The organism is Providencia alcalifaciens (assembly GCF_020271745.1).
Classification (GTDB): domain Bacteria; phylum Pseudomonadota; class Gammaproteobacteria; order Enterobacterales; family Enterobacteriaceae; genus Providencia; species Providencia alcalifaciens_B.
Genome location: NZ_CP084296.1, coordinates 3,979,295 through 4,003,360, shown reverse-complemented (window position 1 = coordinate 4,003,360; position 24,066 = coordinate 3,979,295). Strand labels below are relative to the sequence as shown.

Sequence of the window (24,066 nt, the reverse complement as noted above, 5' to 3'; positions counted from 1 at the left end):
AGTGAGGGTATATTCGTGACAAAGCTAAATAACAAATATCGCAATATTGAAATTCGAGCACCTCGTGGAACAACCTTAACAGCTAAAAATTGGCTGACAGAAGCGCCACTGCGTATGTTGATGAACAACCTCGATCCTGACGTGGCAGAGAATCCCCATGAACTTGTGGTTTATGGTGGGATTGGCCGCGCAGCACGTAACTGGCAATGTTATGACCAAATTGTTGAATCCCTGAAACAGCTAGATAGCGACGAAACCTTGCTGGTGCAATCAGGAAAACCTGTCGGTGTATTCAAAACTCACGAAAATGCTCCTCGTGTATTAATCGCTAACTCCAACCTTGTACCGCATTGGGCGAATTGGGAACATTTCAATGAGCTGGATGCAAAAGGCTTAGCCATGTACGGCCAAATGACCGCAGGAAGCTGGATTTATATTGGTAGCCAAGGGATTGTTCAAGGCACCTATGAAACCTTCGTTGAAGCGGGACGCCAACATTACAACGGCGACCTCACTGGGCGTTGGGTATTAACGGCCGGTCTAGGTGGAATGGGGGGCGCGCAGCCACTAGCGGCAACGTTAGCAGGGGCTTGCTCATTAAATATTGAGTGCCAGCAAAGCCGCATCGATTTCCGTTTAAGAACCCATTATGTGGATGAACAAGCCACCGATCTGGATGATGCATTAGCGCGTATTAAAAAGTACACATCAGAAGGCAAAGCCGTTTCTATCGCACTGTGTGCTAACGCGGCTGACGTTTTACCTGAAATGGTTCGTCGTGGCATTAAGCCAGACATGGTTACCGACCAAACCAGTGCTCATGACCCGCTCAATGGCTATCTGCCGATTGGTATGAGCTGGGATGAGTATCGCGAGAAGAGCGTGAAAGACCCGCAAGGCACTGCGCTGGCGGCGAAAAAATCCATGGCGGAACATGTAAAAGCCATGCTGGCTTTTCAAGCCCAAGGCATTCCGACATTCGATTACGGTAACAATATTCGTCAAATGGCGTTGGAAATGGGTGTTGAAAATGCGTTCGACTTCCCTGGGTTTGTTCCTGCCTATATTCGCCCCCTATTTTGCCGTGGTGTTGGTCCCTTCCGTTGGGTGGCTCTATCTGGGGATCCTGAAGATATCTATAAAACGGATGCCAAAGTGAAAGAATTACTGCCAGACGATAAGCATCTGCATCGTTGGCTCGACATGGCTCGTGAACGTATTAGTTTTCAAGGCTTACCAGCGCGTATTTGCTGGGTTGGTTTGGGAGACCGCGCCAAGTTAGGTTTAGCGTTCAATGAAATGGTCAGAAGCGGCGAAGTCTCTGCACCGATTGTTATTGGACGTGATCATTTAGATTCAGGCTCGGTAGCGAGTCCAAATCGTGAAACTGAAGCGATGAAAGATGGCTCGGATGCGGTGTCGGATTGGCCATTACTCAACGCGCTATTAAATACGGCGAGCGGTGCTACATGGGTGTCATTACATCATGGTGGCGGTGTCGGAATGGGCTTCTCTCAACATTCTGGTGTGGTGATTGTCTGTGATGGTACAGATGCGGCGGCAGAGCGTATTGCTCGCGTACTGCACAATGACCCAGCGACAGGGGTGATGCGCCACGCGGATGCAGGCTATGACATTGCTATCGAATGCGCCAAAGAGAAAAACTTAAACTTACCTATGCTAAAAACACGTTAAGGAGTGCCATTGATGACTAAATTAACTATCCATCCGGGGAAAATGACACTCGACGAATTACGCGTTGTCTTCCAAAAACCAGTGACTGTCGCGTTAGATAAACATGCTCACAGCGTCATCGCAAAAAGTGTTGCGACCGTAAATCAAATTATTGCGGAAGATAAAACCGCGTATGGAATCAATACCGGGTTTGGTTTACTCGCTAACACCCGTATTGCCAGTAAAGATCTGCAATCTTTACAGCGCTCGATTGTGATGTCCCATGCGGCTGGCGTCGGTGAGCCACTGGATGATGATCTGGTTCGCCTGATTATGGTACTCAAAATTAATAGCCTTGCGCGTGGTTTTTCAGGGATTCGCCTTGAAGTGATTGAAGCACTAATTGCTTTAGTTAATGCTCAAGTCTACCCGTTCATTCCAGCAAAAGGGTCAGTAGGCGCATCCGGCGACTTAGCGCCACTTGCACATATGAGTTTAATTCTGATTGGTGAGGGGCAGGCGCGTTTTGAAGGTCAATGGCTACCCGCGAAAAAAGCGTTAGAAAAAGCGGGGTTGAAACCATTAACGTTGGAAGCTAAAGAAGGTTTAGCGCTCCTGAACGGCACTCAAACCTCCACAGCGTTTGCGTTAAAAGGCTTGTTTGCGGCAGAAAATCTGCTGTTATCCGGCATTGTGTGTGGGGCGTTAAGTGTGGAAGCAACATTAGGTTCTCGTAAGCCATTTGATGCGCGAGTCCAAGAAGTTCGCGGTCAAAAAGGTCAAATCGATGTGGCTGCGCTGTTCCGCGATATATTATCGCCAAGCAGTGAACTGTCACAATCTCACGCGAATTGTTCGAAAGTTCAAGACCCGTATTCATTACGTTGCCAGCCGCAAGTCATGGGGGCGTGTTTAACACAAATGCGCCAAGCGGCGGAAGTGATTTTGATTGAGTCTAATGCGGTGTCAGATAACCCACTGGTGTTTACCGATAATGGCGACATTATTTCTGGTGGTAACTTCCATGCAGAGCCAGTTGCTATGGCGGCGGACAATATTGCACTGGCATTAGCTGAAATTGGTGCATTATCAGAGCGCCGCATTGCGATGTTGATGGACACGCATATGTCCCAATTACCACCGTTCTTAGTTAACAATGGTGGCGTGAACTCCGGCTTTATGATTGCCCAGGTGACAGCAGCGGCATTAGCCAGTGAGAACAAAGCATTAGCACATCCATCTAGCGTGGATAGTTTACCAACATCCGCCAACCAAGAAGACCACGTTTCCATGGCACCTGCGGCAGGTCGCCGTTTATGGGAAATGGCGAAAAACGTGACGGGCATTTTAGCCATTGAATGGTTATCTGCGTGTCAGGGAATGGATTTCCGTGATGGCTTGAAATCGAGCGAAAAATTGGAAAAAGCCCGTAAAACTCTGCGTGATAAAGTGGCGTATTACGATAAAGACCGTTATTTTGCGCCGGATATCGAGGCGGCTATCTCGCTTATTGATCAACATAAACTGGCCACGTTGTTTGCAGCAAACTCGGTTTTTCATTCATAAAAACCTGTCGTTCATATACCGATAGTTCCTATAAGTAAGTGTTTTAGAAGCAGCCGACTATGTATCGGCTGCGAATTCTCTTCGAAACGACTGATAAAAATACGAAGGACACAACATGCAAAGCACATCACAACTTGCGCGTGGGCTTTCTGCGCGTCATATCCGATTTATGGCCCTCGGTTCAGCAATAGGAACGGGGTTATTCTATGGTTCAGCTAAAGCCATTGAAACTGCCGGTCCGGCTGTTTTACTGGCTTATATTATTGGAGGCGCCGCTGTTTTTATGGTCATGCGCGCGCTCGGTGAAATGGCGGTTCGTAGCCCATTGGCGGGGTCATTCTCTCAATATGCTAGCCACTATTTAGGTCCGCGAGCGGGCTTTTTCACAGGCTGGACGTATGTTTTTGAAATGCTAATTGTCTGCTTGGCTGATGTCACGGCATTTGGGGTCTATATGAAATTATGGTTCCCCGATGTCGCACAATGGATTTGGGTGCTCAGCATTATCTGCTTTATTGGTGCTATTAACCTGTGTCATGTCAAAACATTCGGCGAAATGGAATTTTGGTTGTCGATTGTTAAAGTGGGGGCGATTGTCGCGATGATCGTCGGTGGTGCGGCTATTATGATGTTTGGCTTCGGTCAAGCTTCTGAACATGCAGTTGGGGTATCTAACCTGTTTAATAACGGTGGGTTTATGCCGAATGGGATAGGTGGGGTAATTGCTTCATTTGCGGTGGTGATGTTTGCCTTTGGCGGAATCGAGGTCATCGGTATCACCGCAAGCGAAGCCAAAAATCCGGAAGTGACCATTCCAAAAGCCATTAATGCGGTGCCTGTACGTATCTTATTGTTTTATGTATTAACACTGTTTGTACTGATGTGCATCTATCCGTGGAACCAAGTAGGTCAAAATGGCAGCCCGTTTGTGCAGATTTTTGATAGTTTAGGCATTTCAGCTGCGGCGAATATATTGAACGTTGTAGTGATCACCGCCGCCATCTCGGCAATTAACAGTGACATTTTTGGTGCGGGTCGCATGATGTACGGTATGGCTCATGAAGGTCAGGCGCCTAAATCATTCACTAAGTTAACCAAAAATGGGGTGCCATGGATGACGGTGTTAGTCATGGTGCTGGTATTGTTAATTGGCGTGGTTCTGAACTATGTGATCCCCGAAGATGTGTTCTTAGTGATCGCCTCGATTGCCACGTTTGCCACGATTTGGGTCTGGTTAATGATTTTACTGGCACAATTTGCGATGCGCCGTAAGATGACGCCAGAGCAGGTTCAGCAATTGAAATTCCCAGTACCGATGTGGCCAGTTGCACCGATCCTTGCAATTGCCTTTATGGTGTTTATTTTCGGTGTGTTAGGCTATTTTGAAAGTACCCGAATTGCGCTGTATGTGGGGATCGGTTGGTTGTTGTTACTCACTATTGCTTACGCGCTATTAGTGAAAAAATCAGGAAAGGTGAAAAAACCAGAAAAAACGACGGAAGAAGTCGAAGAATTAGCATAACGTTTTTAACATCATGATAGACGCTGCGCCCTTGATGAAAATCCGGGGCGCGGTTATTTTTAGCGCGCAAATACGCAAACAAGTGCTTATCTGCGTATTTTCTTACATTAATCTGCTGATTTGTCTTTCACTTCGTGGCAAACTTTAGCCATTCAAATTTTCCCTTTTAATCCACAGGCAGGAGAATCCCTTCTTGGAAAAGATCTTCGTTGATGAAGCCGTCGCAGAACTTCATACCATTCAAGACATTTTACGTTGGACCATGAGCCGCTTTAATGCAGCCAATATCTATTATGGTCACGGCACCGATAACCCATGGGATGAAGCTTTACAGTTAGTTTTGCCAAGCCTGTATTTACCACTGGATTTACCGGATGAGCTACTAACTTCGCGCCTGACACCAACGGAGCGTCACCGCATTATTGAACGTGTATTACGCCGTATCAATGACCGCATTCCAGTTGCCTATCTGACCAACAGTTCGTGGTTCTGTGGACATGAATTCTATGTGGATGAGCGAGTGCTGATCCCGCGTTCGCCAATTGGTGAGCTGATTAACAACCATTTTGTGGGTTTATTATCTGATGAACCACAAACCATCCTTGACCTATGTACGGGCAGTGGCTGTATTGCGATTGCTTGTGCTCATGAATTCCCTGAAGCCGAAGTGGATGCCGTGGATATCTCTACGGATGTCTTGGCGGTGACTGAGCAAAATATTGCGAATCATGGTTTAGAGCACCGCGTGATCCCAATTCGTTCTGACCTATTCCGTGATATGCCAGACGTTAAATATGACCTGATTGTCACCAATCCACCGTATGTGGATGCAGAAGATATGGACGATCTGCCACAAGAGTTCCGTGTCGAGCCTGAGCTGGCTCTGGCAGCTGGTAGCGATGGTCTCAAACTGGTTCGTCGTATTCTCGCAAACGCTCCGCGCTTCTTAACCGAAGAGGGCATTTTAGTGTGCGAAGTGGGCAACAGCATGGTGCATCTGATTGACCAATATCCAGATATTCCATTTATTTGGTTAGATTTTGAATTTGGTGGTGACGGTGTGTTTATGTTAACCCGTGAACAGTTGGTGGAACATCACGAACACTTTGCGTTATATATTGATTAATAATAGAGTTGCGTTACTCGTTATAATCACATAAAACATAATAATTACGCATAACATCATATTTCTTAACAAGTATAAGAATCGCAAGCAAATAGGAAACAGGGAATGGCTGGAAATTCAATTGGGCAACTGTTTCGTGTGACCACCTTTGGAGAGTCACACGGGCTAGCATTAGGCTGCATCGTTGACGGTGTTCCGCCGGGATTAGCGCTGACAGAAGCAGATTTACAAATCGACTTAGACCGCCGTCGTCCGGGCACATCACGCTATACCACTGCGCGTCGTGAACCCGATCAAGTGAAAATTCTATCGGGGGTTTTTAATGGTGTGACGACAGGCACCAGTATCGGTCTATTAATTGAAAATACCGATCAGCGTTCCCAAGATTATGGTGCAATTAAAGACGTGTTCCGTCCAGGGCACGCCGATTACACGTATGAACAGAAATATGGCCTGCGCGATTATCGCGGTGGCGGGCGTTCATCCGCACGTGAAACAGCGATGCGTGTTGCTGCGGGCGCTATTGCCAAGAAATACCTACAAGAGAAATTTGGCATTCAAATTCGCGCATGTCTGACGCAAATGGGCAGCGTAGAGTGTGAAATTAAAGATTGGTCGATTGTCGAAGAAAACCCATTCTTCTGTCCTGACCCGAGCAAATTAGATGCCCTTGATGAGTTACTGCGTGGCTTGAAAAAAGAGGGTGATTCTATCGGGGCAAAAGTCACCGTTGTGGCCGAAAATGTCCCTGCTGGTTTAGGCGAGCCTGTTTTTGATCGCTTAGATGCGGATATTGCTCATGCTTTAATGAGCATCAATGCAGTTAAAGGGGTCGAAATTGGTGACGGTTTTGGCGTAGTCAGTTTGAAAGGTAGCGAAAATCGCGATGAAATGACACGCCATGGCTTTACATCTAACCATGCCGGTGGAATTTTAGGCGGGATAAGCAGCAGCCAACCAATTATTGCCCATATCGCCATGAAGCCAACATCAAGTATTACCGTTTCAGGGAAAACCTTGAATCGTGATGGAGAGGAAGTGGAAATGATCACCAAAGGTCGCCATGACCCATGTGTGGGGATACGCGCAGTACCTATCGCCGAAGCCATGATGGCGATTGTGCTGATGGATCACTTCTTGCGTCACCGTGGGCAGTGTGCGGATGTTGTGCCAGCAATAGCACCATTCGAATAAGTCATTGACGTTTTTCAGTGGATATTCTTGCTCGGCATGGGTATCCACTGCGCGTTAAAGGTTAGGATGAAACCTCGATTATAATCCATCCGGGCTGTGATATTGTTTAGCTTTCAATAAGATAATCAATAAATAACAAATCTGCATCATGATAGTTTACTTATCTGGAATGTGAAATGGATTGGTTTACCGCCGTTGCACCTGAAGTTTATGCTCTGCTGTTTTTTGTCGCTCTGCTTGCCGGTTTTATTGACTCTATCGCGGGGGGCGGTGGTTTACTGACTATTCCTGCGTTGCTTTCTGTGGGGATCACTCCCGTCGAAACCTTGGCGACCAATAAATTACAAGCCATTGGTGGTTCATTCTCTGCCACACTCTATTTTGCAAGGCGTAAAGCCATTAATTTGCGAGAGCAAATTTTCCCGGTGATCATGACCATGATAGGGGCAATGCTCGGGGCAATTTTAATTCAATCCATCGATACCGCTTTTCTAAAGCAGCTGTTGCCAGTGATGGTCATCTGCGTTGGGCTCTATTTCTTACTCACACCATCTTTGGGGGTGCAAGATAGACCTCAGCGTGTCAGCATGCCAATCTTTGGGGTTGCTGCGGGGATGAGTATCGGCTTTTATGATGGGGCATTTGGACCAGGAACTGGCTCGTTTTTAGCGCTCGCTTATGTCCTGCTATTAGGGTATAACCTCGCCAAAGCCACTGCACATGCAAAATTGTTAAATTTCGCCTCCAATTTTGGATCTTTGATCTTTTTTATTATCGGAGGTCATGTTCTTTGGGTACTCGGTTTTGTTATGCTTGCCGGCCAAATGGTTGGTGCGAGACTTGGCGCTCGCTTAGTGTTAACCAAAGGGCAAAAACTTATCAGGCCGATGATCGTCGTGATTTCACTCTTAATGAGTATTAAGCTGTTAAATGACAGCCACGGTGATGATATTAAAGCTTGGTTTCTCACATTATTTTAAGATGATTTAAGCGTTCCATGACCCAACATCATTATCAGCAACTTATTGATATTTTCGAACAGTGTTTCGGTGAAGAGTACAATACCAAATTGGTAAAAGGGGACGACGAGCCTATCTACTTACCTGCCGATGACACCACACCATATAGCCAAATTGTGTTTGCACACGGTTTTTTTACCAGTGCACTCCATGAAATCTCTCACTGGTGCATTGCTGGGGAAAAACGCCGCCAGCAAGTGGATTACGGTTATTGGTACTGCCCAGATGGTCGCGATGAGAAAACCCAGTGTGACTTTGAAGTGGTCGAAATCAAACCTCAAGCATTGGATTGGTTTTTCTGTGTGGCAACGGGCATCCCGTTTAATGTGAGTTGCGACAACTTGGAAGGCAATTTTGAACCCGACCGTATCGCCTTTATGCGTAAAGTGCATAGTCAAGTGATGGAATACCTCGAAAAAGGCATCCCAGAGAGGCCGCTACGCTTTATTAATGCGTTACAATCGTTTTACAATACCCCCCCACTTTGCGCGGAACTTTTCCCTTATCCGGAAGATATCTTCGCCTAATAGAATCACTCACTACAGTAAGGATTAAGCATGCTTGCGGATTTTGAAACACGCATACTGACAAGAATTGATGATATGGTTGAACACGCCAGCGATGATGAGCTGTTTGCTGGTGGCTATCTGCGTGGTCACTTAACCCTTGCTGTGGCAGAGCTGCAAGAAGAGAACGAAACCAGTGTTGATGCATTGTATCAGCGCGTTGAGCTGAGTATCCAAAACGCCATCAAAGCCGGTGAACTGACCCCTCCAGACCAAATCCTAGTGCTGGGTATGTGGAAAACACTGCTAGATACTGTGCGTTAATTGTATGTATCCCATTGATTATATGTCTTCTATTAATGGCATGTATTCCATTCGATTAGCAACCCATGAAGATGCCCAATTCTTACCTGAGGTAGAAGCGTCTGCGGGGCAAACTTTTGCCGGACATCCTAAGTTTGATTGGATTGCCCAAGGCGAGGTTCAACCGGTAGAAAACCACGTTGAGTGTATTGCGAATGGCTTAGAGTGGCTCGCTGTGGATAATCATGACCAGCCAGTTGGCTTTATTATGGCAGCGCATTTGAGCGATAGCCTGCATATTGTGGAGCTTTCAGTTCAGCAGTCAGCGCAGGGGCAAGGCTTAGGTAAGTGGCTTATTCAGCAGGTTATCGAGTTCGCACAATCCCAACAGATTGGTCAGGTTGCATTGACCACGTTTCGTGATATTCCGTGGAATGCACCGTATTATCAGCGCCTTGGTTTTTCAATAATGGAAGAGGTGCAATTGACGCGCGAATTACAAGATATCTTGCAACACGAAGTAGATGCTGGGTTTCAAGCGATTGATCGCTGTGCTATGCAGTTGAGTATTAATTAATCTCAATATTGCTTCGTTCTGAGGGCTTCCAAATGGAAGCCCTCTTTTCGTTTACGCCTCTTTCGTGGTGATTGGGCGTCCCGCCAGTAATTTTCTCACCCAAAAACGATTTGGATGTAATGCGGCAAGTACGTCATCGTCGGCAGGCATCGGCTCATCAAAAATTTGTGCGGCTAATATTTCAGCGCAAAGTGGGGCCGTGGACAGCCCTCGCGCTCCTAATGCGCCGAACACAAATAGATTTGGATACGCTGGCGATGGCGAGATAGATTTTTCGCGATGTAGTTGATCGGGTAAATCCTCATATTGCTGCATTAAAGCATCAAAGTCAGGCACATTGCCGAGTAGCGGCATATGGTCGCGGATCACGCAGCGGATCCCTTGGCGTGATTGTTGGTCAGAGATATCTACCTGCGCCGTCCAATCCACATCCGGTAGGCTGGTGAGCAGCTTTTGCAGATTTTCTTGCTGCTCTTCCTCTGAGTACTCAAGGCTCAAATTGTCTCGTTGATAACTCGCCCCCAAGCAATGGTGCTGGTTTGTGGTATCTTCTGGCGTCATATAACCTTCGAAGCACAGCACGGTTTTTAATTGCTGTAATGTTGGGTTTGTCGGGATATGGCTGACTTGCCCTCGTACAGGGGTGATAGGCAGATTCCGAGTCTGCTCAAATTGATTCAGTAAATGGCCATTGGCAATCACCACGGTTTGATGATGGGCTTTTTTTTGGTTATCGAGTGTCAGCTCCCAACTTTCCTCTGAGCGCTGTAAATCATTGATTGACAAACCAAAGTGGAAATTGACACCTTCTTCAGTGAGTTTTTGCGCTAAGCTTTCGCATAATTGCGCAGGAGATAGCCATCCACCAGTGGGGTAATAAATACCTCGATGATTGACATCCACACCGCTAAGTTCACTGAGCTGCTGTCTATCTTTGCCAACAGCAAACTCTTCCGGCCATTCGGTTTGCAGCATGTTGTCGATTTTTTTGGTGGATTTAGGGTTATACGCCATTTGGCTTACCCCACACCATTGTCCATTAAACTCGAGACCTTGCGTGCCAAGTTGTCGGTAAACGCGAGTCGCAAACGGGAAGCCGCTAACAAAAAAACGTTCTAAGGCATTATCGTTTCCGGTTAATAAGGGGTAGACTGCGCCTTGACGGTTTCCTGATGCGTTTTGAGCGACTTGCTGGTCTTTGCAATAAATAGTGACATTCGCTCCGCGTTTTCTGAGTGAACGGGCTAAGGTGAGGCTGGCAATTCCACCGCCAATAATCGCGATATCATCGGTATGAGAGGCAGGTTGACGCGCAAACCAAGGCGCCATCGGGCGAGTAAAATTATTTTCTAATACCCCCGTCAACATTTGACGCTTCTGACCAAATCCTTTGGTCTTCATGATAGTAAAGCCCGCTTGTTGTAATCCGCGTTTGACAAATCCAGCTACCGTAAAGGTGGCAAATGTCCCACCTTGACGCGCAAATTTGGCCATTGCAGCGAACAACTGTTCACTCCACATCTGCGGGTTTTTTGACGGCGCAAAGCCATCCAAAAACCATGCATCTATCTTATTGTTTAAATTATCATTAAGTATGGATATTTGCGTATTTACATCACCAATCCATAAATCTAGGGTGATCGCACCATTTTCTAAAATAATTCGATGGTTACCGGGGAGAGCGGGTGGCCACTGTTCACATAATTGCCCCGAGAGCTTGGTTAACTCAGGCCAACAACGGTGTGCGGCGATTAAATCTACTTTTGATAAAGGGTATTTTTCAAAGCTAATAAAATGTAATCGTTGTAATTTTGCATTGGGGTTTTCGGCTTTGAATTGGTTGAAGGCTTGCCATAAAGCGAGAAAATTCAATCCAGTACCAAATCCTGTCTCGGCGATCACACAAGTTTCATCTTGGTGTGTTAGAAATCGCTGTGGAAAATGGTTTCCCTGCAAAAACACATGGCGGCTCTCTTCTAACCCATTTTGGTTAGAAAAATAGATGTCTTCAAACTGTTCTGAAATCGGTGTGCCTTCCTCATTCCAACTGAGGTGAGCGGTTTGTACAGCTGTCTTTTTCACGTTTAAGCCCGTTATTGCAAAATCATATTCAAATTCTAACGCTGATATCAGCGTAAGGCTACCGTCACATAAAAGCCTTATTTGTGTCATGATAAAAAAAATACAAATATTTACCCTGATCGGACTTGTTCAGCGTACAAGTGTAAGCTAAAGTGACACCTGTAATCCCGTAATCATATAATTATAGACATGAGGTAACGAATGAAGCGTGCAGTCATAACTGGCCTAGGTATTGTTTCCAGCATTGGTAATAACCAGGAAGAAGTACTGGCTTCTCTGAAGGAAGGTCGTTCCGGGATCACTTTCTCAGAAGAATTTAAAGAGGCAGGGCTGCGTAGCCATGTCTGGGGTGATGTAAAGCTGGATACTGAAGGCCTAATTGACCGTAAAGTCCGCCGTTTCATGAGTGATTGCTCTGTCTATGCTTACCTGTCAATGGAACAGGCGATTAAAGATTCAGGTTTAGCGGAAGACCAAGTCTCTAACCTGCGTACGGGTGTTGTTGTCGGCTCAGGTGGTGGTTCTCCTCGTAACCAAGTAGCCGGTTCTGATGGTATGCGTGCAAAAGGTCTGCGTGGTGTGGGTCCATATATGGTGACTCGTGCAATGGCCTCGGGTATTTCTGCTTGCTTAGCAACACCGTTCAAAATCAAAGGCGTTAACTACTCAATCAGCTCTGCATGTTCAACGTCTGCACACTGTATCGGTCACGCGGTTGAGCTGATCCAACTGGGCAAACAAGATGTTGTGTTTGCAGGTGGCGGTGAAGAACTGAGCTGGGAAATGACGTGTGAGTTCGATGCAATGGGTGCTCTGTCTACTAAGTACAACGAAACTCCATCGAAAGCATCAAGAACGTATGACCAAGACCGTGATGGTTTCGTTATTGCGGGCGGTGGCGGTATCGTCGTGGTTGAAGAGTTAGAGCACGCATTAGCGCGTGGTGCACACATTTACGCAGAAGTGGTTGGCTACGGCGCAACGTCTGACGGTGCTGACATGGTGGCTCCATCTGGTGAAGGCGCAGTGCGTTGTATGCAAATGGCAATGCACGGTGTTGATAAAATCGACTACATCAACACACACGGTACTTCAACGCCAGTCGGTGATACTAAAGAGTTAGAAGCAATCCAAGAAGTGTTTGGTCACGATTGCCCAGCACTTTCTGCAACCAAAGCGATGACAGGTCACTCTTTAGGTGCAGCAGGCGTTCAAGAAGCGATTTATAGCTTGCTGATGTTAGAGCATGGCTTTATCGCACCAAGCATCAACGTTGAGAATTTAGATGAGAAAGCGAAAGGCTTGAACATCATCACTAAACCAACTGAGCAAGCACTGAACACAGTAATGTCTAACAGCTTCGGTTTCGGTGGTACCAACGCAACGTTAGTGATGAGCAAATACAAAGCGTAAGTTTCATTCACTAAATTGCACTGAATAGAAAGCGAGGGCCAAGGCTCTCGCTTTTTTTATGGCTTAAATATTGTCGTCACCATAATCATCATTTTATTAAATTACCGTAATGAAAATAGTGCCATGATATTTGCTCTATTCATGTATCAATAAGGGGTTAATATGGATTTCACGCGGTGTAAGATTTGGAAAAATGATTTAAAAATTTTGGCTAATGCATTGATTAAAAGCATTAAAGGACTATTCCCTGCAAAAATTAAGCGTGCATTTAATACTAAAACTATGTTTCCACTTTTTGAAAAGCGACAAAAAGAAGCCGTTGAGGTTTCCACGCCACCATCAAAACATGTTTATTATGGCGAAGACGCGAGTAATAAAAATATTACCTTGTTGAGTTATACGAAATATCCGTTTTATTAATGAAAAGTTTGCCCCGAGATCGTTATGGGGCAAATTTTATTGACCACGATAAACCGCCCAGCCTATCGAATATTGAAGTTTCCATTACTATTATCAGCGTTATCCGCAAGTATCTTATCTTCAAGCTGCATATAAATGCTCAACATAAAAAGCAATGAAAATGAAGAATAGATAATACGGTGTATGGTTTGTATTTATTGTGCAAACACCAACTATTGATGAGGGAAGTGAATAGCTATATGAACAGGGCTATTTGAAGCAAAGAATCAGTATTCTAATATACAAAAAAAGCCCCATTTTTATGGGGCTAAATCTTTCAGTCATAACGTACAGTTTGGAATTATGCTTGAGCAGCCTGACGGCGACGTTTGCGAATGAGTTTCACAATGGGTGGTAACACCAGAACCAACACCGCCAGAATTAATAAGCTCTTAGAAATAGTACTGCTCCATAGAATATTGAAATCCCCATTACTGATAGATAACGAGCGGCGTAGATTTTGTTCTAACATTTCACCCAAAACAAACCCTAGGATCAGCGGAGATAGTGGAAAGTTCATCTTTCGCAATATATAGCCGAATACCCCAAGCCCCATCATTAGCAGTAGGTCAAAAGTGGTGCTGTGTACGGCGTAAACGCCAACCGCAGAGACACAAGCAATCGCAGGGACTAAAAACCACAGTGGTACGGTGAGCATACGTGTGAATAGGCCAATCAGCGGAATATTCATTACTAACAACACAACGTTAGCGATGAGCAGCGCGGCAATTAATCCCCAAACGATGTGTGGCTGTTCAGTGAACATCCCCGGACCTGGGGTGATGTTATACAGAGTCAGAGCCCCCATCATCACTGCCGTCGTACCCGAACCCGGAACACCGAGGGTCAACATCGGGATAAATGATCCACAAGCAGAGGCGTTGTTGGCCGCTTCAGGTGCTGCGACACCTCGAACATCCCCTTCACCAAATGTCCCTTTATCCCCCGCAATTTTTTTCTCGGTCATATAGGTGATGGCGCTAGCGATAGTCGCCCCCGCACCCGGTAAAACACCCACGAAGAAGCCAATAAATGAGGATCGTAATGTTGGACCTGCACAGGCCTTGGCTTCTTTTTTGCTAAATAACATTCGACCTGTTTTGCGGATTAAACCTTGCCCGGTCGCCGTGCTTTCTAGCATGAGTAATATCTCACTCACAGAGAACAGTCCAATAACCACGACAATAAATTGGACGCCATCGGATAGGTTAACGCTGTCAAAGGTAAAACGGTATTCCCCAGAGTTGGCATCGACACCGACGGTTGCTAGTGCCAAACCAATCAATGCTGCGAGCAGCGATTTGACGGGATTTTGGCTCATCATGCTGCCTAAACACGCGATAGCAAAGACCATCAACGCGAAATATTCAGCAGGCCCGAAGGCGAGCGACCATTGTGCCAGTAATGGTGCAAATAAAATGATCCCAGTAATCGCAATAGTGGAACCGATAAATGAACTGACGGCAGAAATCGAGAGCGCGATGCCTCCTTTACCTTGCTTCGCCATCGGATAACCATCTAACGTGGTCATAATCGCCGCGGCGTCACCAGGAACGTTCAATAGGATCGCAGAAATTCGTCCTCCGTACTCGCAGCCTAGATAAACGGTAGCCAGTAAAATAAGTGCAGATTCAGCAGGGAGCTTCAACGCAAATGCTAAAGGTAATAAAATGGCGACGCCGTTAATGGGACCAAGACCCGGTAACATCCCGACAATCGTACCGATAAAGCAACCAATCAACCCTATCATAATATTTTGAGGGATAAGCGCTACCTCAAAGCCTTGAGATAAATACATCCACGTTTCCATACTTTTCTCCTTAGCTAAAAAGTTCGCCGATTGGCAATGTTACATCGAGCAATTTGTCGAAGGCGTAAAACAACGAAAGACCAAGAATCGGACCGGAAATTAGGGCGGCTATTGGGGTTGCACCAAATAACAGGGCAACGCTGATGGTCAGTAAAGTGGTCGCTAATGGGAATCCTAACCATTCAAACGCCCATGCATAAATGACTAATGTAATGATTAATAAAACTAAACGGCGCAAGACATAGGGCTTTGGCCATTCAACGGCTTCTTGGCGGCCAAGCAGGAGTGCGAGTGCACACAGGGTCATTAATGACAGTATGGCTATCGGGAAGGGGCGGGGGCCCAGTGGTTCATAGCTAAACTCACTTTGGATGCCCCAGCCGATATACAGCCCGATCCCACACAGTATCAGCCAGACTATGGCAAATATGCGTTGGCTCATAGTAGCTCCGTTATTTCGCTAACCCGAAGGAACGTGCTTGCTCACGGTAGTTCTCAACTTCTTTCTTCACGTAAGCGTCCAGTTCTGGGCCTGAAAGGTTGTATTCAAATAAACCACGTAATTCACGCTGCTTTTTAAATTCGTCGGTTTGTTGTAATTTTTGGAAGGCTTCAACCCATTGGTTGTAATCTGCGTCAGAAACTTTAGGCCCCATATAGAATCCGCGAATGATTGGCCAAACAATGTCATAGCCTTGCTCTTTAGCCGTTGGGATATTAGCGAGTCCATCCGGTAAGCGTTTATCCGCGTACACTGCTAGGATGCGGATTTTTCCGTCGCTAATATAGGGAGTCATTTCACTGATATCACCAGAGATCACTTGGATGTGGTTACCTAACAGGGCTGTCAGTGTTTCGCCGCCGCCTTCGAAAGCCACATAGCGCATTTTACGTGGGTCTAAGTCGATAGCTTTGGCCAGTAGCGCGGTTTTCATCCAATCTTGGCTACCGATGGAGCCACCTGCACCGAAGACAATGCTGTTTGGATCTTTTTTGAAGGCGTCCATCAGTTCGCCTAAGGTTTTATAAGGGGAGTCTGCACGCACGGCAATCATGCCATAGTCGCTGCCAACACTCGCGAGCCAGCGAACATCATTTTCGTTGTAACGACCAAATTTACCTTGAGCAAGGTTGAGCAAGGAGCCACCAGAGAATGCGACGATGGTTCCCGGCTCAGCTGGGCGTTGAGCCACAATGGCGTTGTAAGCGACGGCGCCAATTCCACCTGGCATGTAAGTCACACGCATCGGTTTTTCGATTTCTTTGGTTTCCAGCATGGAGACTTGAACGAGTTTACAGGTTAAATCAAAGCCACCACCAGGTTTGGCAGGGGCAATACATTCGGTTCTTTCAGGTAACGCGATTGCTTGGTTAACGCCAACTAAAAAAATTGCTGCTGCTAAGGTTTTGATTGTGAACTTCTTCATGCTTCATTCCTCACTAGACAATAATTAAGTTACTTGGTTGTTGTTGGTTATGTCGTTATGGATATGTCGTTGTAGATGAATAGCTGCGGATAATGTTTGTTCGCCACTCATCATTGTATCGAGAACCTTTCATTTACCTTTCATTAACAAATAAAATTATTTTTATGTGATACATATCAGATTGTTTTATATTTTCCCTTCATAATCATGTTAATTTAATGTTAATTTTTATTTGTGGCAGCGGGTTAACGAAGGATTGTTGTGATAGCTTCGGTAAATATCACGTTTAACACTTTTCATTCAATCGAGAGAGTGCCAACTTATACGCATAAATAATCATAATGAGTGGGCGACGAATGAGAATGTTATTGGTTGAAGATCATGAAGAGTTGTCATTGTGGTTACAAAAAGCCTTAACAGCATCGGGATTTGCTGTTGATATTGCCTGTGATGGCTATAGCGCTGACCAGTTATTACAAACTGAAAATTATTCATTGGTGGTATTGGATGTTTCATTACCACGGATGAGTGGTTTGGATGTGTTAGCCCAGATGCGTAAACGCCATCAAGAAATTCCCGTGCTGTTATTGACAGCAAATTCAGATGTGGCCGATCGTGTGAAAGGGTTGAATGCAGGAGCGGATGATTACCTGACTAAACCCTTTGATATTGCGGAATTAGAAGCTCGAGTGCGTGCGCTATTACGTCGGAGCCAAGGGAATGTGAATAGCGACCAGTGTTTTGGTGATCTCTGTTTTCATGACGAAGGCTATTTTTCACTGAAGACGGAGCCGTTAGGTTTAACCCCGCGAGAATACGCGGTATTGAATACGCTTTTTCATCGCAGAGGGCGACCTGTTTCAAAAACACAATTATTTGAGCAGGTATTCTCACTGTCGGATGAAGCCAATTTACAAAGTATTGAACTGTATGTGCATCGGGTCCGCAAAAAACTTGCGGGTTCAGATATTAATATCAATACGTTACGCGGATTGGGATACCGATTGGAGCAGTGTAGTGTATGAAATTAGTCTCTCATCCACGCTCTCTCTTTCATCAGTTGCTGCTATTTTTCGGTATCCCCCTCATTTTGTTGGGAAGTTTTTCTGTTTATACCCACTATTATAGTGCTAAAAACGCCGCAAACCTTGCCTATGACCGAACATTGCTCGCGTCGGCGAGGACGGTGGCGGAGCGATTGCAAGTTGTGGATGAACATCTTTCCGTGAATGTGCCTTATGTGGTTCTTGATAGCTTTGAGCTGAATAACAATGACCGTCTGTTTTACCAAGTCATCGCTCCTCACGGGGAAACCATTTCTGGCTATGATGACCTACCGCCAATCCCACCTTACTGGATGCGTTCTCAACATTACACTGCTTTAGTCTACTTTTATGATGCGGAGTATATGGGACTACCCATTCGAGTGGCGACCTTTTTCCAACCGATTAACGAAGGTGGGATCCAAGGTATGGTCGAGATCCGTGTCGCTGAAACGGTGTATGCTCGGCAAGATTTTGCCAATCAACTACTGATCTCGGCTTTAATGAGCCAAGGTACCGTGGTGGTTGTGACACTGATATTGGCGTATTTGCTACTACGTAAATTATTAACACCGCTGAAAAAGCTTTCTAATCTCATGTTGGGTCGCGCCGCGAATGACCTCACGCCAATTCCAAATGTGTTGCCATGGTCGGAGCTTTCGCCACTTGTTGATGCTCTTAATCGTTATGTGGAGCGGTTAAAGCGTATGTTAAAGCGCCAAGAACGTTTCAGTGCCGATGCTTCTCATCAATTAAAAACCCCGTTAGCGGTATTAAAAACTCAAGTTTCAGTGGCACTCAATAGCGATGATGAGCAACAGAAACAGCAAAGTTTGCAAGCTATTAATAAAACGTTGGATAACACCATTGTATTAACTGATCGGTTATTACAGCTTGCGCGTTTAAAAGAGCACGAAAAGGAAGCGATAAAGCTATATCGAGCCGTGAATTTAGTCGAAATTGTTCAGCAAGTCTGTTTTACCCGCTTGGGGCAATCAGAGAGTAAACAGATTGATTTAGGTTATGAAGGATTAGATCATTGCTGGGTTAAAGGGGATGCTATTTTGCTGGCGGAAATGTGCGCTAACTTAATCGATAATGCGATTAAATATACCCCAGAGAAAGGGATAGTTACTGTGCGCGTGATGATGGATGAGCAGCATAAATCCATGGTGAAACTGGAAGTTGAAGATTCGGGACCGGGTATTGCTAATAAGCATATCCATCGTTCTGTTAAAGCGTTTATGCGATTAAATAATGCCAAGGGCTTGGAAGGTTCGGGGCTGGGGTTAGCTTTAGTTCAAGATATTGCCAGTTATCACGGCTCAGAATTGCAGCTCCTAAAGAGTGAGCATCTCGGCGGACTGTTGGTGCGTATCACTTTGAAATCGAGTCGGGCGCCGAAGAATCAAGATTAACTCCCCCCTTCAAGAAAGTTGGAGAGGGGAGTGTTATTCATCGAACAAATATCGACTTTGTGATGAACTTAGAATGGAAATAATTAACCTATTGATTTAATATGCTAAAATCCCATTCCTTTAATGCTGCGGTCGAGTCTTTATCTAAGTATTTTGCACCTATCTCAAGATAGTCATGCGCTTTTTGAATATCTTCTCTGCTCTTAGTACCAAGCAAACCGTTGTAATACATGTAGGCAAGCTTATATTTTGCCATCGCGTGATGGGCACCTTGCTCTAAGTCAGTGATTTCATAATACTTCGCTGCTTGGGCATAATCTTTAGGAATGCCTTGCCCAAAATAGAGCATATCCCCCGCTAAATGCGCGGTATTACTATCATTCTGTTTTGCGCCTAAATCAAAGTAATAAAGTGCTTTCGGGTAATCTCTTTCAATCCCTTTTTCATTATCCTTACGATACAGATTTCCTAAGATGTTATAGGCGCGTGAATAGCCGTTTTTCCCTGCTAATTGATAATAGTAGATCATCTTCTGCGTATCTTGAGGTACCATTTCGCCTCGCGCATAGCTGATGCCTAATGAGAATGCTTCGATACGATCCCCGGCTTCGGCTTTGAGACGCTTTTCTTCAATTTGCTGAGCAAAACGGCCATATTTTTGGAATGCTTGCTCATCGGCAAATCGCTGTTCTATTTCTTGTCGTTCTTGCGGTAACAAGGTGTTTAATAACTCAATGTACTCAGTGTCTTTCTCTAAACGTAATGCAATGTAGTAAGCTTGTTTAGCATCCTTTTTTTCGACATAAGCTTGATACAGCTTATTTAGTGCATGGGTATCATGATACTTCAACGAAGTTTGATACCATTCAATTGCTTTATCGATATCTTTGGCTGTATCACAGCTGCCCTCTAGGTATATGTCTCCCATGTTTTTGCTTAAACTTTCGGGTTCTTGGATATAACTCCTATCTGTATTTTTTCCGAATTGTTTTTTGTCGAGCCATTCTTTTAAGTAAACACTCGACTTATCGATGTCTGCTTTACGACTATTGGTACAGTATTCCCCCGGATTATTGAGTTCATATAGCATGAAGGTAGCATTTAAATCCCCTTGCTGATAAGCACGATATAAATAATCGAGAGCTTTTGGATTATCAATGTCAGCATAATATTTATATAAACGAATTAAGGCTTCAGGGCGTTTTTCAGATTGAAGTTGAATTAACTCAAGGTACTTTTCTTTATTTTCACTATGTAGAATTTGATCATTTTTCAATACAACGCCATTTTTATATAAATCGGCTAATAGTTGAAATGCATTTTCTGAGATTGAAGCATCGGTAGATTTCATCCCAATATCGAGATATTGCAGAGCAAGATGATAATCCGGTGAGTTTTTATCGATATTGGCGTCATGTAAATAGACGCTGGCAAGTTGTACCTTGGAAAAAAGGTCATCCTTTGCGGTTCCATCCAAATAATTTTGGCGTTTCACAGCAGGCTCTTCAGTGACTCGGTCTAAGAGCCGATAAGCGGCAATGTTACCTGCATCAATGCTTTTTATATAGTACAGTTGTGCCGCAGCGTTGTTTCCCCAAGAATAATACCAGTCACCTAATTTAGCATAAGCGGATGCATCCCCTTTTTGTGCGGGCTCTACGAGGGTCTCATATACCTCAAGATAGGTTTTTACACGCTCAGGCTCCGTGTGTTTTCTTAAATAGAATATGGCATTATCCCAATCCGGCTCGGCTACCCATTGGTGTTTCTCTTTATCATAAATGCCCATGTAGAGTAGTTCAGTGTAACGCTGTATGGCCGCATTATTTCCTTCATCACTCGCTTGTTTTAAGTATTTAATTGCTTCATTGGTGTCTTGTTTTACGCCATGACCATATAAATAAGCATCCCCGACATTGAATTTTGCAGATGGGCTTTCATTTAACATTTTCATGCCAAGGTCGTATGTGTTCATATATCGAAGATACTGATCGCCCCAACTTCCTGACTTAATATAATACTCACGGGCTTTTTGGCGGTCAGGCTCAACAAGGCGGCTACCATTTAAATATTGATGTGCTAATTCGCGGGTATAACTTTGGTCACCTAATTCAGCGAGTTGGTCATAGTAAGCTAATATCTTGGCTTTATTAGCATCAATGAATTCGTCTTGGCTGTAATAATCTACTAGGTCATTTAAGGCTTGCTTATTATTGAATTTTGCACTGATGGTTAAATATTTAAGCCATTTTTCATCGTCAATTTTTTGCCCATAATTACCAAATTTATAGGCATTAGCGAGCATACGTAATGCTTCAGGGTCACTGTTATTCGCATCATTTTGAATCTGAATAAATCGGGCTTTTGCTCTTTCAATCTCCGTTTTGCGTGATTTTAAAAAACTAAAGTCGGGGTCTGATATTTTCCCATAATATTCCAATGCAATATCATAGTTAGAGTCTTCCCCATATTTTCCTTCTTGATAAATTTCACCTAATTCATATAAGCATCGGTTATTGCCTAATTTTGCACATTTCTTATATGTTGGAATTAGGTCAGTGGGTTTGAGTCCCGTGATTTGTTGGAATCGGTTTTTATAATAGGCGGTTCTATCATTATAATAATTAACGGCATCAAGATTTTGAGCTATATATAAATAAGCCGATGAACTGCCTAATTCAGCTGCATTGAGAAGAGTGTCATAATAGGGTTTTAGTTCATCGTCGCTTAAACGATTTACATTATCTAATTGAGATAGTTTTGTCATGCCATACAAGTAGGTAATATCCGCATCATTACCAACGAGTGGCTCTACGAGAGCAAGGGCTTTGGGGTTGTTATCATACAGCGCTAAATTTATTAATAAACGTTTAGTTTCAATTGTTTGGAAGGCAACTTCGAGTAGGATATCATTAGCGGTATCTTTTTCATTAGGGGTCAACTCTGCCATACTATCTTCCGAAGAGAGCAAACTGGCAATGATCCTGGCGGCAAGGTCGATTTGTTCAGGTTTATATTTTAATAATGCAGCAGCATAGTAAATTCGTGCATTCGAGGAATAATCACTCGATTCTTCAAATAGTTTGAAAGCAAGCTGACTATTCTTTTCAGGATCTTCTCGTAATAAATAATTGGCATAGAAATGCGCTAAGGTATAATTTTCTCTTTCTATCACATCATTTTTTAGAATATCAATGATCGTTTTTTCATCTATATACGCCTGAATATCAGTGTGATAATAGAGTTGAACTAACAAACGATCGGCAGTGGAAGGTCTACCTTGGTTATCTAAGTTGGGTTTGAGTATTTTAACCGCTTTTTCTAAATCTGTTTTTGTACCAAAACCCCGAATATAATAACGGGCTAATTGGACTTGAGAATCATAATCAGGGGCCAATTTATTGGATTTTTCTAGTGCGGAAAAGGATTTTTCTGGCGAATATAATGGGCTATCTTCTTCACTGTATACTTGGCTTGCAACGATAAGTGCTTCGGGTGAATTAGGGTATTTCTCCATTAATATTGGTGTGTATTTTGTTGTCAAATCAACTAACTGACGATTTGGGAATTGATAACTGTTGATTGATTTCTCAACGATCTTCACGAGAGCATCATGATGGCCTAAATCTGCCGCACCCATGAGATATTTATTGGCAAGTGTGTCATTACGGTCAATATTATAGTCAAAGGTATTTCCCGAAAAAATTTGGTATGCTTGATACATGGCATCTGGGTATTCATGTTCAGCAGCTTCGACTAAATCATCGATATTATTTCTATCAGCAAGGTAATTTAAATATAAAGCCTTTGGTGCGCGCTGTTGTATTAAAGGGCGTAAATATGCGGATGCAATATTCTTATTTCTTTTGACTCCATCACCAGTCATATATTTCTGATATAAAATATAAATGGCGACTTCATCACCTTGGCGAGCTCTCTTGTCTAAATCTTCAACGATTTTTTGTTTTTCTTCTGGTGTCAGAGACCCATAAATAGATAGTGGGGCGGGCTCAAATTCATTTGCATCTGAAATAAAGTCGAAGGCAGATGCGATTGACATTTTCTCATATTTTTCTGCAAAAAATTTATTCGGTGTGACGCCATTCCCTCCCTCGGTATAAATTTCTGCAAGCAACATGGCTGGTAATGGAAAACTTTTACTTACCAGAGGGGTTAAGATTTCGACTGCTTTTTTATTATCTTTGTCAAAATCATGGGCAATATAGCCAAGGGCAAATTGCGCGAATGGTGAACCTTGCTTTGCTGCAAGTGTAAAATATTGACGAGCTAACTCAATATCTTGCGGGATTTTATCAGTCTCGTCTGCCATATAAATACCCCCGACCATAATCTGAGCTTCTGGTACGCCAAGATCTGCAGATTTTGTTAGTGATACTAAACCATACTGATCGTCAGAAGTCCCCTCGAGTTCCTGGTTATAGCGGTAAAAGCCAAGATTATAGAGTGCGCTTTTGTTGCCCTGTGAGGCTGATTTTTCCAACCAATATTGCGCTTTTTTGTCATCTGACAGTGTTCCAATCCCGTCTTTATACATCATGGCTAGCGCATAAGCAGATTGAGAGTCGCTCTCTGCGCTATTTTGAAATAGCGCAAAAGCGGCTTCAGTTTCGCCTTGTTGATATAAATCGTAACCTGCTTGCGCTGAATTAGACTTGCTGGAAGTATTTACAAGGTAAATGCCAATTGAAATGGCAATTATTATAAATATAAAAAGACCTATTCTCAGTTGTTTAGTCATCATTATTTTGTCTCAATGGGTATGTATTTTGTGATATCCCATAATCCTTATAGGCATATCGAATAAATACTTCATGGCAATATAAATACCCTTAAAAAATAAATGGGTATTTAGCAAAGTCTAAGGAGATATAAATAAGATGCAATCGGATTTTGCTTGATTATTCAG

The 24,066-nt window shown here is 44.0% G+C and carries 18 protein-coding genes; 13 read left to right on the top strand and 5 right to left on the bottom strand.

Annotation, left to right across the window (positions count from 1 at the left end; genetic code table 11):
• Positions 1–15: 15 nt before the first annotated feature.
• From hutU to LDO51_RS18495, 9 genes are all read left to right on the top strand, one after another.
• Entirely contained in the window at positions 16–1,695 is a 1,680-nt protein-coding gene (hutU, locus tag LDO51_RS18535; protein ID WP_225575735.1) for a urocanate hydratase, read from the top strand.
• 12 nt (positions 1,696–1,707) lie between these two features.
• Positions 1,708–3,240, top strand: coding sequence for a histidine ammonia-lyase (gene hutH, locus LDO51_RS18530; protein ID WP_225575734.1), 1,533 nt, complete (start codon positions 1,708–1,710; stop codon positions 3,238–3,240).
• A 115-nt stretch (positions 3,241–3,355) separates the two neighbouring features.
• Entirely contained in the window at positions 3,356–4,762 is a 1,407-nt protein-coding gene (locus LDO51_RS18525; RefSeq protein WP_225575733.1) for an amino acid permease, read from the top strand.
• A gap of 193 nt (positions 4,763–4,955) precedes the next feature.
• A complete protein-coding gene (gene prmB, locus LDO51_RS18520; protein ID WP_036949367.1) occupies positions 4,956–5,888 on the top strand; it encodes a 50S ribosomal protein L3 N(5)-glutamine methyltransferase in 933 nt (310 codons plus the stop codon).
• 105 nt (positions 5,889–5,993) lie between these two features.
• On the top strand, positions 5,994–7,082 hold the full coding sequence (aroC, locus tag LDO51_RS18515; protein ID WP_225575732.1) for a chorismate synthase: 1,089 nt from the start codon (positions 5,994–5,996) through the stop codon (positions 7,080–7,082).
• A gap of 176 nt (positions 7,083–7,258) precedes the next feature.
• Positions 7,259–8,062, top strand: coding sequence for a TSUP family transporter (locus tag LDO51_RS18510; protein WP_225575731.1), 804 nt, complete (start codon positions 7,259–7,261; stop codon positions 8,060–8,062).
• A 17-nt stretch (positions 8,063–8,079) separates the two neighbouring features.
• Entirely contained in the window at positions 8,080–8,628 is a 549-nt protein-coding gene (locus tag LDO51_RS18505) for an elongation factor P hydroxylase (protein ID WP_225575730.1), read from the top strand.
• Positions 8,629–8,658: 30 nt separating this feature from the next.
• Entirely contained in the window at positions 8,659–8,931 is a 273-nt protein-coding gene (locus LDO51_RS18500; RefSeq protein ID WP_225575729.1) for a YfcL family protein, read from the top strand.
• A 22-nt stretch (positions 8,932–8,953) separates the two neighbouring features.
• The gene (locus LDO51_RS18495) at positions 8,954–9,487 is read left to right on the top strand and encodes a GNAT family N-acetyltransferase (RefSeq protein WP_225575728.1); all 534 of its coding nucleotides are present in this window, start codon (positions 8,954–8,956) and stop codon (positions 9,485–9,487) included.
• A gap of 51 nt (positions 9,488–9,538) precedes the next feature.
• Here LDO51_RS18495 and mnmC read toward each other — a convergent pair whose 3' ends face one another.
• Entirely contained in the window at positions 9,539–11,569 is a 2,031-nt protein-coding gene (gene mnmC / locus LDO51_RS18490; protein ID WP_225575727.1) for a bifunctional tRNA (5-methylaminomethyl-2-thiouridine)(34)-methyltransferase MnmD/FAD-dependent 5-carboxymethylaminomethyl-2-thiouridine(34) oxidoreductase MnmC, read from the bottom strand.
• A gap of 201 nt (positions 11,570–11,770) precedes the next feature.
• Between mnmC and fabB the strand changes: the two genes are divergently transcribed.
• Together fabB and LDO51_RS18480 are read left to right on the top strand one after the other, a co-directional pair.
• Positions 11,771–12,982 (top strand): beta-ketoacyl-ACP synthase I, encoded by a 1,212-nt coding sequence (gene fabB, locus LDO51_RS18485; RefSeq protein ID WP_108478571.1) that lies wholly within the window; start codon positions 11,771–11,773, stop codon positions 12,980–12,982.
• Between the two features lie 162 nt (positions 12,983–13,144).
• A complete protein-coding gene (locus tag LDO51_RS18480; RefSeq protein ID WP_225575726.1) occupies positions 13,145–13,402 on the top strand; it encodes a hypothetical protein in 258 nt (85 codons plus the stop codon).
• Between the two features lie 340 nt (positions 13,403–13,742).
• Here the strand turns inward: LDO51_RS18480 and LDO51_RS18475 are convergent, their stop codons facing one another.
• From LDO51_RS18475 to LDO51_RS18465, 3 genes are read right to left on the bottom strand one after another with little or no spacing between them, the layout of a single operon-like run.
• Positions 13,743–15,251 (bottom strand): tripartite tricarboxylate transporter permease, encoded by a 1,509-nt coding sequence (locus tag LDO51_RS18475; protein WP_225575725.1) that lies wholly within the window; start codon positions 15,249–15,251, stop codon positions 13,743–13,745.
• A 10-nt stretch (positions 15,252–15,261) separates the two neighbouring features.
• Positions 15,262–15,693, bottom strand: coding sequence for a tripartite tricarboxylate transporter TctB family protein (locus tag LDO51_RS18470; RefSeq protein WP_225575724.1), 432 nt, complete (start codon positions 15,691–15,693; stop codon positions 15,262–15,264).
• Positions 15,694–15,703: 10 nt separating this feature from the next.
• Positions 15,704–16,678 carry a Bug family tripartite tricarboxylate transporter substrate binding protein gene (locus LDO51_RS18465; RefSeq protein WP_225575723.1) on the bottom strand — a complete coding sequence of 325 codons (975 nt, stop codon included), beginning with the start codon at positions 16,676–16,678 and terminating at the stop codon, positions 15,704–15,706.
• 356 nt (positions 16,679–17,034) lie between these two features.
• Here LDO51_RS18465 and tctD point away from each other — a divergent pair, with 356 nt between their 5' ends.
• On the top strand, positions 17,035–17,703 hold the full coding sequence (tctD, locus tag LDO51_RS18460) for a transcriptional regulator TctD (protein ID WP_225575722.1): 669 nt from the start codon (positions 17,035–17,037) through the stop codon (positions 17,701–17,703).
• The gene (locus LDO51_RS18455; protein ID WP_225575721.1) at positions 17,700–19,139 is read left to right on the top strand and encodes a sensor histidine kinase; all 1,440 of its coding nucleotides are present in this window, start codon (positions 17,700–17,702) and stop codon (positions 19,137–19,139) included. The genes tctD and LDO51_RS18455 overlap by 4 nt, the downstream gene beginning before the upstream one ends.
• A gap of 88 nt (positions 19,140–19,227) precedes the next feature.
• Here the strand turns inward: LDO51_RS18455 and LDO51_RS18450 are convergent, their stop codons facing one another.
• Positions 19,228–23,901, bottom strand: coding sequence for a tetratricopeptide repeat protein (locus LDO51_RS18450; protein ID WP_225575720.1), 4,674 nt, complete (start codon positions 23,899–23,901; stop codon positions 19,228–19,230).
• Positions 23,902–24,066 lie beyond the last annotated feature (165 nt).

Excerpts from the sequence above, each read along its gene's own strand:
- LDO51_RS18505 (WP_225575730.1), top strand. The coding sequence starts at position 8,080 with ATGACCCAACATCATTATCAGCAACTTATTGATATTTTCGAACAGTGT.
- LDO51_RS18455 (WP_225575721.1), top strand. The coding sequence starts at position 17,700 with ATGAAATTAGTCTCTCATCCACGCTCTCTCTTTCATCAGTTGCTGCTA.
- LDO51_RS18510 (WP_225575731.1), top strand. The coding sequence starts at position 7,259 with ATGGATTGGTTTACCGCCGTTGCACCTGAAGTTTATGCTCTGCTGTTT.
- LDO51_RS18450 (WP_225575720.1), bottom strand. The coding sequence starts at position 23,901 with ATGATGACTAAACAACTGAGAATAGGTCTTTTTATATTTATAATAATT.
- LDO51_RS18480 (WP_225575726.1), top strand. The coding sequence starts at position 13,145 with ATGGATTTCACGCGGTGTAAGATTTGGAAAAATGATTTAAAAATTTTG.
- LDO51_RS18525 (WP_225575733.1), top strand. The coding sequence starts at position 3,356 with ATGCAAAGCACATCACAACTTGCGCGTGGGCTTTCTGCGCGTCATATC.
- LDO51_RS18470 (WP_225575724.1), bottom strand. The coding sequence starts at position 15,693 with ATGAGCCAACGCATATTTGCCATAGTCTGGCTGATACTGTGTGGGATC.
- aroC (WP_225575732.1), top strand. The coding sequence starts at position 5,994 with ATGGCTGGAAATTCAATTGGGCAACTGTTTCGTGTGACCACCTTTGGA.
- fabB (WP_108478571.1), top strand. The coding sequence starts at position 11,771 with ATGAAGCGTGCAGTCATAACTGGCCTAGGTATTGTTTCCAGCATTGGT.
- LDO51_RS18465 (WP_225575723.1), bottom strand. The coding sequence starts at position 16,678 with ATGAAGAAGTTCACAATCAAAACCTTAGCAGCAGCAATTTTTTTAGTT.
- LDO51_RS18475 (WP_225575725.1), bottom strand. The coding sequence starts at position 15,251 with ATGGAAACGTGGATGTATTTATCTCAAGGCTTTGAGGTAGCGCTTATC.
- LDO51_RS18500 (WP_225575729.1), top strand. The coding sequence starts at position 8,659 with ATGCTTGCGGATTTTGAAACACGCATACTGACAAGAATTGATGATATG.
- hutH (WP_225575734.1), top strand. The coding sequence starts at position 1,708 with ATGACTAAATTAACTATCCATCCGGGGAAAATGACACTCGACGAATTA.
- tctD (WP_225575722.1), top strand. The coding sequence starts at position 17,035 with ATGAGAATGTTATTGGTTGAAGATCATGAAGAGTTGTCATTGTGGTTA.
- LDO51_RS18495 (WP_225575728.1), top strand. The coding sequence starts at position 8,954 with ATGTCTTCTATTAATGGCATGTATTCCATTCGATTAGCAACCCATGAA.